The organism is Protofrankia sp. Cr2 (genome assembly GCF_963555885.1).
Lineage (GTDB): Bacteria > Actinomycetota > Actinomycetes > Frankiales > Frankiaceae > Protofrankia.
This window is the reverse complement of the sequence record NZ_CAUVXG010000022.1, coordinates 1-10,726: the sequence shown is the minus strand read 5'-3', so window position 1 is coordinate 10,726 and position 10,726 is coordinate 1. Positions and strand designations below refer to the sequence as shown.

The 10,726-nt window shown below is 68.9% G+C and carries 6 protein-coding genes and 1 pseudogene; 2 read left to right on the top strand and 5 right to left on the bottom strand.

Annotation, left to right across the window (positions count from 1 at the left end):
* From U9978_RS12265 to U9978_RS12245, 5 genes are all read right to left on the bottom strand, one after another.
* A partial coding sequence (locus tag U9978_RS12265) for a beta-ketoacyl synthase N-terminal-like domain-containing protein (protein ID WP_322761232.1) occupies positions 1–3,378 on the bottom strand: 3,378 nt, incomplete at its 3' end.
* A 595-nt stretch (positions 3,379–3,973) separates the two neighbouring features.
* Positions 3,974–4,390 carry a hypothetical protein gene (locus U9978_RS12260; protein ID WP_322761231.1) on the bottom strand — a complete coding sequence of 139 codons (417 nt, stop codon included), beginning with the start codon at positions 4,388–4,390 and terminating at the stop codon, positions 3,974–3,976.
* A gap of 296 nt (positions 4,391–4,686) precedes the next feature.
* Positions 4,687–7,824, bottom strand: coding sequence for a LuxR C-terminal-related transcriptional regulator (locus U9978_RS12255; protein ID WP_322761230.1), 3,138 nt, complete (start codon positions 7,822–7,824; stop codon positions 4,687–4,689).
* Between the two features lie 195 nt (positions 7,825–8,019).
* The gene (locus U9978_RS12250) at positions 8,020–8,319 is read right to left on the bottom strand and encodes a DUF4193 family protein (protein WP_322761229.1); all 300 of its coding nucleotides are present in this window, start codon (positions 8,317–8,319) and stop codon (positions 8,020–8,022) included.
* Between the two features lie 319 nt (positions 8,320–8,638).
* Positions 8,639–9,022: a co-chaperone GroES gene (locus U9978_RS12245; protein ID WP_322761228.1), complete on the bottom strand. Its 384-nt coding sequence runs from the start codon at positions 9,020–9,022 to the stop codon at positions 8,639–8,641.
* Between the two features lie 327 nt (positions 9,023–9,349).
* Between U9978_RS12245 and U9978_RS12240 the strand changes: the two genes are divergently transcribed.
* Together U9978_RS12240 and U9978_RS12235 are read left to right on the top strand one after the other, a co-directional pair.
* Positions 9,350–10,030 (top strand): hypothetical protein, encoded by a 681-nt coding sequence (locus U9978_RS12240; RefSeq protein WP_322761227.1) that lies wholly within the window; start codon positions 9,350–9,352, stop codon positions 10,028–10,030.
* Positions 10,031–10,273: 243 nt separating this feature from the next.
* Positions 10,274–10,726, top strand: a pseudogene (locus U9978_RS12235) (hypothetical protein); the annotation flags it as partial.

Genomic DNA, 10,726 nt, shown 5'->3' with positions numbered 1-10,726 from the left:
ACGAGCCCCGGTGTCGAAGAAGAACGGGCTGGTTGCGGCGTCCCAGTAGGGATTGGGCCGGGTGAGGTTCAGCGTCGGCGGGCGCACCCCGGTTTCCAGCGCCTTCACCGTCTTGATCAGACCGGCCAGACCGGCCGCACACTTGGTGTGCCCGATCTGGGATTTCACCGAACCGACCGCGCAGCTCGCCGGCGCGGCCCCGTGGGTGGTGAAGACCTCGGTCAGGCTGGCGAGCTCCGTCCGGTCACCGACAACCGTACCGGTTGCATGCGCCTCGACCAGACCGACGTCGGCCGGGGAGATGCCGGCTCGGGCATATGCCCGTTGCATCGCCAGCACCTGGCCGGCCTTGCGCGGAGCGGTCAATCCCAGCGCCCGGCCGTCGCTCGATCCGGCCACCGCCTTGATCACAGCATGGATGCGGTCACCGTCGCGTTCGGCGTCGGCAAGTCGTTTGAGCACGACGACGGCCACACCCTCGCCCAGGCTGATGCCGTCGGCGGCCGCGTCGAAACTGCGGGACCGGCCGGTCGGTGACAGGGCCTGGACGGAGGAGAACAGCAGAAAGTCATGGACGCTGTTATGCGTGTCCACGCCGCCGCAGAGCACGAGGTCGGAGGTGCCGGCCACCAGCTCCTTGCAGGCGGCGTCGAGTGCGGCCAGCGAGGACGCGCATGCCGCGTCCACCGTGTAGTTCACCCCACCGAGATCGAGGCGGTTGGCGATCCGGCCGGCGATGACGTTGGCGAGCAGACCGGGGAAGGAGTTCTCGTCCAGGTCGGGCAGGCGTTCGTCGAGGGCGGGCGGAACCGGGCCGACGACGCTCGGATAGGTGGACCGGAAGCCGTACGCGGAGGCGAGGTCGGCGCCGGACTCGGCGCCGAACACCACTGACGTCCGCGACCGGTCGAACGGCCGGTCGTCATATCCGGCGTCGCGCAGGGCCCGGGCGGTCACGGCCAGGGCCAGCAGCTGCCCGGGGTCGATACTGCTCAACGCCTTCGGTGGGATCCCGAAACTGAGCGCGTCGAACGGCAGCGGGGCCAGGAAGCCACCCCACTTGGACGGCACCCGCAGCCCCGCGTCGCGCGGGCCCGCATCCGGGTCGTAGTAGAGATTCGGGTCCCAGCGGCTCCCGGGCACCTCGGTGACCGCGTCCAGGCCGCCGACGATGTTGGCCCAGTACTCGTCCGCGTCGGCGGCACCCGGGAACACACAGGCCATCCCGACGACGGCGACATCCAGCGGACGGGCGACCTCGCGCACCTCATGCCGCCCACCGGCCACGCCGGACGACCCGCCGCCGACGGCACTCGTGTCGATACCGAGCGCGGCGACCCTGGCGGCCACGGCCTGGGTCGCACCCTCGGTGACCTGGGTGTGCAGGGCGTCGACCGTGGTCCGTTCCGACCGCAGCGCCGCTACCTGGCCGATCATGAACATGCCCTCACGGCGCTGAGCCTCGGGGTCGACGGCGACCAACCGGTCACGCTCGCGACGCAACCCCTTGCTCGCGATCCGCAGCCGGCCGAGGTTGAGACGTTCCAGCTCCTCCCACACCTGCGCACGGGTCAACCCCCGCTGGAGCAGTTCGGCCTTTCGTTCGTCAAAGGCGCGAACGAAGTCCGACTGCACACACCGGGTGGCGTGTCCTGGCGATGTCTCCAGCAACACGGTGCCGTCGCAGTCCACCGCGGCCTGCTGGAACCCGGGCAGGATCGCACCGGTTTCAACCGCCTCGGCGGTGAACAGGTAGGCGGTACCCATCAGCACCCCGATGCGGGCGCCGCGTTCGGCCAGTGGCGCCGCGGCTGCCGCAACCATGGCCGCGGACCGCTCATCATGCACGCCGCCGGCGAACAGCACATGCACACCCTCGAAGAACTCGCTGCCGGCCTGTTGCCCGCCCTCGTTGGCCACCCGTTCGCCGTGGGCCAACAACCCCGCGATCTGGCTCTCCCACAGCGGGAAGCTCGCGCGTGGGCCTACGTGGCCACCGCACTCGCGTCCCTCGAAGACGAACTTGCGGGCACCGTCAGTGAGAAATCGACCAAGCAGACCGGGTGAGGGCACATGCAGGAAAGTGTCGATGCCGGCTGCCTCCAGCGGGGCCGACTGGGACGGACGACCACCCGCGATCAACACGCACGGCGGGCGGACGGCGCTGACCGCCGCCAGCTGGGCGGAACGGATCTCCGGCGGGGCGAAACCGAGGATTCCGACGCCCCACGGTGCGCCGGCGAGCAGGGCTGCGGTCTCCTCCAACAGCGTCCGGGCCTCGGGCCCGCTGAGCAGAGCAAGGGCGAGAAACGGCAGGCCACCACCGTCGGCCACCGCCCTGGCGAACTGCGCCCGGTCACTGACCCTCGTCATCGGCCCCTGCGCGACCGGGATCCGCAACCCCCGGTCGACGGCGAAGGGCGCGCCAGGGGCCAGCGGGGCGAGCCGTGCGGCGGCCCCGAGATGTTCCCTGATCGCCTCCCGAACCGCTGTGACGACCCCGCCGGCGGTGATGTGACGATCAGCGAGCCGAGCCGCGAAGGCTCCGTCCTGGCCGACCGGCAGGAACTGCGCACGCAGGTCACGGGCACCCAGCCGGCTGGCGACAGCGGCTGCGTCGAGGTCGTGACCATCGAGGTGGGCGACCGGCAGGTCGGGACGGACGTACACACGATGCCCGGCGATGACCGTGGTCTCGCTACCGTCCATCGCCCGGATGGCGGCAGCCACATCGGTCCGCGGTTCCATCTCCCGGACCAAGGCGAGCTGGACGTCGAGCACGACCCCGTGCGCTCCGCCGGCCACCGCGGCGGCGGCAGTGTGCGGGCCGATCCCGCCGGCGGCCCACACCGGCCGGTCCAGCTCGGCGTGCAGTAGATGCTGGAGCAGTGTGAACGTGGTCAGGTCACCGATCCGGCCACCGGACTCGCAACCCCGGGCGATCAAGCCGTCCGCGCCGGCCTCGACCGCCGCCCGCGCCTGCGCAACCGATATGACCTCGACCAGGACGCGACGGCGACCGCCGGCGGAGGCGGTCACGACATCCCACCGTGCCCCGGTCGAGCCGCCGACCGGGGCACGGTCGGCTGAAAGAAGGTCGGACGACAGAACGACGGTGCCCACCGCGGACGGCAGATCGCCCGGCGCGGTCGCGCAGCCGGCGGGGACCCGCACCCCGAACGGGCCACGGGCCCAGCGCGCCGTGTCGGCGAGCGCGGTGCGCGCGGCCGCCACGTCGCGCCCCAGGTCGAGTACTCCGAGGGCACCGGCCCGGGTCACGGCGGCGGTCAACCTTGCGTCCGGCTCGGTGAACGGAGTGACGCCAATGACAAGGTCCCGTTCCCGGGCCTGCGGGTTTGGAGACGTGATGATGTGCATTGGACAATCCCTCCTGACCCTCCACCAACCCGTCGGCGAAGCACCGTGGGCGGAACACTGACAGTTGAGGGCGGAGGGTCACAGCGCGGTCTCGCCATGCCGCCCGCATAGGTCGGGTCGAGTGGTTTTAGAGCGCCCGGCGGACCGGACGCAGGCGGCAATCCTACAAACGGATACGGGCGGCGCCACCGGAACTCGCCACCGGAACTCGCCGCGTGAACAGACCCGCGGTGGGCACTGCCACGGCCGCGCTGGCCGTACCGGAACAAACCTGATGACCATGTACCTGCTCGCTATAAAGCTGCCGACATGGGATTGATGTTACTTTATCGGTTATAACACACCATGAAAAACAACAGAAAACCATCGGATGCACAACAAACTTTGTCCGCCCACCTGCTCCGATGCCTGTCGCGAGCCACCGCCGGGCCCACACGAGCATCCTGCGGCCGGAAAATCCGACTGCCGTTTCCCGGCTGACCGGCATACGGCAGGTCCGACCGGCTGGGTGCAACAGATTAATCGGTTCCAAGAAACATCTCATTGGTCGGATTTTTCCCGACGGATACATCCCCGAAAAATTCATCCGGTAAAATCAGGCATGTTCTAGGTCGCGGCTCTCGACGATCGTCCCGTCCGACACGACCAGTTGCTCGAACGAACCCTCGGTCTCAGCGATCCAAAAAGCGCCACCGAGCGTCATGGGGTCGAGATTACGCCGCACGGGAGCCCGGAAGCGACGACGGCGAACGAGCACGATCCGCAGGGGTCCACGCCCGCCCAACAGCGATCCCCACACGACCGTGAACGGCACCGGCGGTCGGCGCCCCTCGACCGAGGTGGTGCCCTGACGCCACCCGAGAATCGGCGTCCGTTCCAGCGGATGATCGAGAACGTCGGCGAACGCACCCGCGGACCTGAGCCGCCAGTGCACGAGTCCGACCGGCGAGCTCACCAGCTCGACTTCGACGCCGGAAAGCGCCAGCTCCATCCGGTCGAGCACCTGGTCCATCGAGCCACCTCCGCGCCGCGTCCCCAGAACCGGGCGAAACCGCCGGTCCTCCACCCGTCGCGAACGACACACCCATCTACGATCGGATGCCGTCGCCCAGCGCCGCGAGGACTACACTCGGGCCACGACCGCCTTGAGCGCATCCTCCATGCCGGGTGAGGAAGCAGCGACGGAAATTTCGGGGAACTCACGACATCGGGCACCCGTACACGGCCGGCGAGCGTCACATCAAGATGATCCCATCATGACGATTCCACCTGGACGATCACGTAAGGGCGATCACATCAGGGCGGCTGTCACAGGAGGTGGAGCGCCCGGGCGCGCTGCACGGCATCGCGCCTGCGCGCCACGTCCAGCTTCCGGTAGATGCTCTTCAAGTGTGTCTTGACGGTGTTCACCGAGACGAACATCTCCTTGGCGATCTCCGCCGTGGTGAGCATCGTCGGCAGATAACTCAGGACTGCCTGCTCACGGCCGCTCAGCGGCTCGACCGGCACCGCCATCGACTCCAGTGGTGCCGCCGTCCCCGACCGGGAATGCTGCATCGCAGACAGGGAATGCCGGGCCGCCGACGGGGTTGCGGCCGGCTCGACCTCGGGCGAACCGGCCGCACGCCGTTGCGCCAGCGCGTCCGCCATGGTAGGCACCGCAGGCTGCGGCTCGGGCCACGGTCGAGCCATGGACGATTGTGATCTTCGCAACATGGTCACGGGCACCACCTCGGACCCGGTTGGCACTGCCCCGGTTCTGGTTGGCACCACCCCGGGCTCAGGATGCGCAGCCTCGCCGCGGGTCAGCAGCCGGTCGACGAGTACCCGATGAGCGGCCCGGAGTCCTGGATGCGCCCGCAGTATCGCCCGCACCTCCTCGCCCGCGTCCACGAAGGGACGCATGACGCCTTCCTCTTCCGCCAACGCCAGCGCGCGGGCCAGCGACGCGGTCGCGCGTGCCACATCGCCGCCACGGCCGGCCGCCACCGCGTCCAGCACGCAGGCAGCCGTTATGGTGCCGAAGCCGGATCCGGTGTCGGCCCGCAGCAGGGGAGCCAGGATCGCCACCGCCGCAGGCGTGTCGGCCCGGGCCAGCTGAACGCGGGCCAGAGCGAGCAGTTCAGCCGGGTCGGGGCGGTGTCCGGTGATCCCGCGCCGCAACGCGGCCAACGCCGCGTCCGGGTTGCCCGCCGCGATCAGCAACTCGACCTCGGTGGCCAGCCGGGTCCGCACACAGATGTCGGGCAGCCCGACCGGACGGTGCGCGCCGAGCAACCGCCGGGCCGTCCGGACATCTCCAGCCCGGCCCAGGACGGCCGCATTGAACAGAATGAGGAGCTCAGCGGTCACCGGCTGTGGCCATTGCCGGCAGTAGCGCTCGGCTTCGCGTGCGTGTCCGCGGGCCGTGACAAAGTCATCGGTCTCGAACGAGACGACCGCCATCGCAAGATGCATGTCGGCAAGCCCGGTGACCGCCGCCGGCTGGACATCGTCACGAGCAGTGGCGGCCGAGCGGCTCCGGTCCGCCTCCACGGCCTTGCCGGCCCAGGCTTCGGCCTGGCGCAGCCGCCCGCGCCAGGCGTGGGCCAGGGCGAGTCCGCCCAGACACGACAGCTCCACATCACGGGCGCCCACTTCGCAAGCGAGTCGCAGTGCCGCCCGGAACGACTCGGATGCACCATCAGGCCGACCACGCCACAGCTCGGCACGGCCGCGGGCGGCAAAGGCGACGGCACGCATGGCGGACAGATTGGTCCACAGCCCGGACTGATGATCGCCTACTCCCTCCGGCGCGGCGCTGACGTCCGGGCGCTGGCCGGCGCGCAGCAGCCTGCGGACACAGGTGAGCATCCCGTCTGGATCCGCCCGCAGTTCGGCGCAGCGCGCTTCGAGGACATCGAGGACGGTCGTGACCAGACGCCTGCGACCCACCGGAAGGCTGGCCACCCGGATTCGTGCGCTGTTCACGCAGCGCTCCGCGGCCTCGACATCACCCACCCGGACGGCGCGCGCCGCGACCACAAGCGCACACTCGGTCGACTGATCGGCAGGTCCCACCGGAAACACGTCCACCAATGCGCCGACCTGGGCCTCACGCACAGCATCACCTGAGCCTGTGATCACCCCGAGGCCACCCTCGACGAGCAGACAGGCTGCATAGCGCCAATCCCCGGCACGACCTGCGTGGCGGACGGCGGCGGAGAAGTCACGGCGCTCGGCGAACCACAGCGCGGCCCGCAGGTGTAGCTCGGGTTCGTCCTCACGACCCTCCCCCGCAAGATCAGCTCGCATGATGTCGACAAGCAGGCGGTGGAAGCGGTACCAGGTGTCCGCGCCGTCGATACCGATCACGAACGCATTGGTCCGCGCCAAGTCTGCCAAGAGCGCCCGGCCATCCACGACCCGGCCGCCCAGGACACCGTCGGCGGCACCTACCGACCCGGCCGGCCCGGCTGCACCTACCGACCCGGTGGCGCCGGCCGACGCGCGAACGGTCGGGCAGGGTTCGGCCGCGACCGTGTCGAGCAGGGGCCCGGTGAGGCGGTCCAGAACGCTTGCGCGCAGGAGGACCCGCCGAACCTCCCTCGGCTGGCGACCAAGGACCTCCGTACGCAGGTACTCTGCAACGCCACGCCCGATAAGATCATCACGGCCGCCACCGCCGTCCACCGACGACGCGTGGGTGGCCGACAGCCGCAGGCCCGCAGCCCAACCCTCGGTTCGTTCCAACAGCCGGTCCCGACTCTCGCCCGGAAGATCGACACCGTGTGCCTCGAACAGGGCCACCGCCTCCCGTGCGGTGAACGCGAGATCGGTCGGACCGATCTCCACCACTCGTCCCTCGAGACGGAGCCGGTGCAGGGCAATGATCGGATATCGCGCGCACAGCACCAGGCGCAGCGCGGAGCCCGCACCGGTAGCAAGCAGTTCGAGCCCGGCGATCGCGACCGGGTCGGTGATCAGATGGGCGTCGTCGACGATGAGCACAGCGGGCGCCCGTAGCTCCACAAGCGCGTTGGCCAGATCCCGCCAACGCCGTTCGAAGCCGCGGTCCGGCGCCGGCCGCGGGATCATCGCCAGCGGCTGACCAGCGGGAATCCGTCCGGTTGGCAGGATGCCCCCACGTTCGAGCGCGCACGACAGATGTGCCCAGAGATCAGTGCCCGCAGCGCCGTCGACAGACAACCACGCGACCGGCCCAGGCGATCGGACCGCGGCGACCCACGATGCCGCGAGGACGGTCTTGCCCGAGCCCGCAGCCCCATTGATCATGGTGATACCGCCGCTCACGCCCCGATCGAGGGCCTCCCAGAGACGGACCCGGGGGATATGAGCAGCCGGCAGCGACGGCGGGGACGTTCGAGAGACGACAATCGGCAGCGCCCTCGCACCGGATGCGCCCGGGTAGGGAACGACGACGGCGGAAGCCTCCGTATCAACCATCTCTCCACCCCTAACCGTTCAGCTGCGTTAGGTAGTGGTATCGCGACGAGAGGTTAGGGGCAAGGCCAGGTCCACCATTACGATCTTCTACTACCAGGCGTCCGTCGGCGTGCTGTCCCGTGGATGGTCACGGGACAGCACCTGGCGACCAGCCGCGCGACGATGATTTTCGCGCGGCCTTCGGCCCCGGCCAACCTAGGCGGCGCAGTCTGAGCAGACCGTCCGGCGAACGTCGGCGAGCTGGCTGCGATGGTGCACGAGGAAGCAGCTGGTGCAGGTGAACTCGTCAGCCTGTCTCGGCAGCACCCGCAGGGCCAGTTCCTCGTCACGGACCTCGGCGTCGGGGAGATCCAGCTCGGCCTCGAGCGCGTCAACGTCATCTCCGAGATCGGCGGCAGCCCCGGCACGCTGCGCCTTCAGCGTCTCCAGGCTCTGTTCCTGGAGCTCGTCCTCCTCGACATCAGCGCCCCGCCGGGCGTCGAAGTCACGAGCCATGAAGTCTCCTTCCTTTCCAGATCTGATCGGTCGCGCACTGAGGTTCCGTGCGCGACCGCATGTCGGTACCCACTCAGGCCCATACCCGAACGGGATCGAGTGGTCACAATACGCAACGACCCTGGCGCAGATGCAGCGGGTGACGTTTGTCCGCATCCGCGTGTGGTCGGGAGAAGACAACGGATCTCTCCCGACCGACGCGAACAATACGGTCCCGCGCGGCTACAGGCCAGACATCACGTGTCCGGTGCGGTGTCAGACCCGCCACATGGTTACCCGAAGAGGGAATACCGGACAGGCCACAGATATCGGGTAAAGGCTACAGATAGAGGCCGGTCAGCCCGTCATCCAGACGCTCGGCGGCCACCGCGTGCACATCCCGCTCCCGCAGCAGGATGTAGGTTGTACCGTGCAGCTCGACCTCGGCGCGTTCCTCGGGGTCGTAGAGCACACGATCACCCATCTGGATGGTGCGCACCGCCATGCCCACCCCGACGACGTCCGCCCAGGACAGCCGCTTGCCCATCTGCGCGGTGGCTGGAATGACGATTCCAGCCTTTGACCGACGGTCAGCCGAGTCCTCACGCGGAGCAACCAGAACGCGATCATGAAGAAGTCTGATCGGCAACGATCCGGCCCGCATGTCGACGCCGGCCATCCCGCCGCCGGTCACACCGTTGACACCGCCGGAAGCAACACTCACGTGCCGGACACTACCTGCCGCGAGAACATGCCCTACAACAGTGGTCCACCAAAGGCCTCCACCCCGGTCATCCGACACCCGATTGCAGGCGGCGGGAGCACCGATTCCAGATAGAAGCACGCGAAGCTCCCCGGATGGGGAATGCAGGCCCAACGGGGTATAAGCTGCCGCCCATCGCCGACCTGGCCGCTATGGTCAGGCCGGCGAGTCGGTGTCGGGGCGCGTACGCGTCTACCGGCACCGACAGGCAACCAGCCCCGACAGACAACCGGCACCGACAGGCAACAGAGGATCGGCACGCAGGCAACCGTGAGATGAGGTGCAACGATGGCTTTGCGAATCAGTGTGGACCTCGACGGGCTACGCTGGGCTGATCTTTTCCGGTTCGTCGACCTGGCCCGCAACGGTGGCATCGGGCCCGACGATCAGGTAGATGTGATCACGTACGGTAGCGACCCGCTATCAGTCAGCCTGTCCGCACGGATCTACCCGTCAGACAACTTCGGTTCCGGTGACCCGGAACTCGGCAACGAGACAACCGGACGCTCAGGAGCGCCGGCCGTTGCGCCGCCTTCGGCCGTGCCGTCGTCCAACGGCTCGTCGTTCGGCTACGATGCCCCGCCCGGCGAGCGTGGCGTGGCCGCCAACGGTGCGCACTACCCGGCCTTCGAAGCCCCCGGCGAACGCCCGGGTCCGGGCACACCCAACCTGCCATCGTTCGCCGGCGGCTATGAGGGGCAGGGCGAGCGTGGCGGTCCGCCGGCGGCGGGCGGCACCCACTATCCGGCCTTCGACGGGCAGGGCGGCGAGCGACTCGGCCCCGGTGGCGCCGGCGGGCAGTTTGCCGGTTTCGAACCGGTCTTCGACCGTCAGGGTGGCATCAAGGAACCCGGCGCAGGCAGCCAGGGGCAGGTCGAGAGCCCCTACATCGAGGAGTTCGCCCGCCTCCAAGAGGGCCTGATGCGCCAGTCTCGCCGCCCGGACGAGGTTCGCCCCGAGCGGGGATGAGAGCGACCAAACACACTGCGACTGCACCAACCCAGTGGATCAATACACCGCATCGACCCACTGGGTCGGCCCACGCCGTCGGGTCGGTGGGTCACGCCACGGCATCAATGGACGGATTGTGCTGTACATCCGGTATAACGCTCGGTTTACTATCGTGTAAAAAACGACTACAAACAGTCGCATAGTTGTCAGACTGACCGGTCAAGGGCGGTACCGGTAACACATCCCGCGAAGCGATGGTGCATGCTGCCTGCGATGGAGGATCAGCGGACGGACGAGGTCGAGCGCTACGGCAACCAGCTGCGCTCGGAACTCCGTATGATCTCAAACGGACCCGTCCTCGCCGGTCCGCGGATGATCGAGCACATCGGCGCTCTGCTGACCCTCCTCGATCTTCACCAGCCGAACGAATTCGACCTGTGTACGAGCTGCGACCGCCTCTGGCCGTGTCCGACGGTCATGGTGGTCACGGGTGCCCCGGCTGCGGATGGCGCCGACACCGACACCGAGTCGAACGGCGCTGGCGGCACCTCTGCGCCGGGCACCGTGTCCGCGCTCGCGGAGCCTGCACCTGCGTCCGCGCAGGTGCAGGTGCAGAGGCCGCCGCCTGAGCTGGAGGCGATGCCAGCGCCGCTGCCCGCACCACCGGTCACCGCGCCGATGGAGCTGGCCGCTCGGGACGGCTACCCCGCCCCG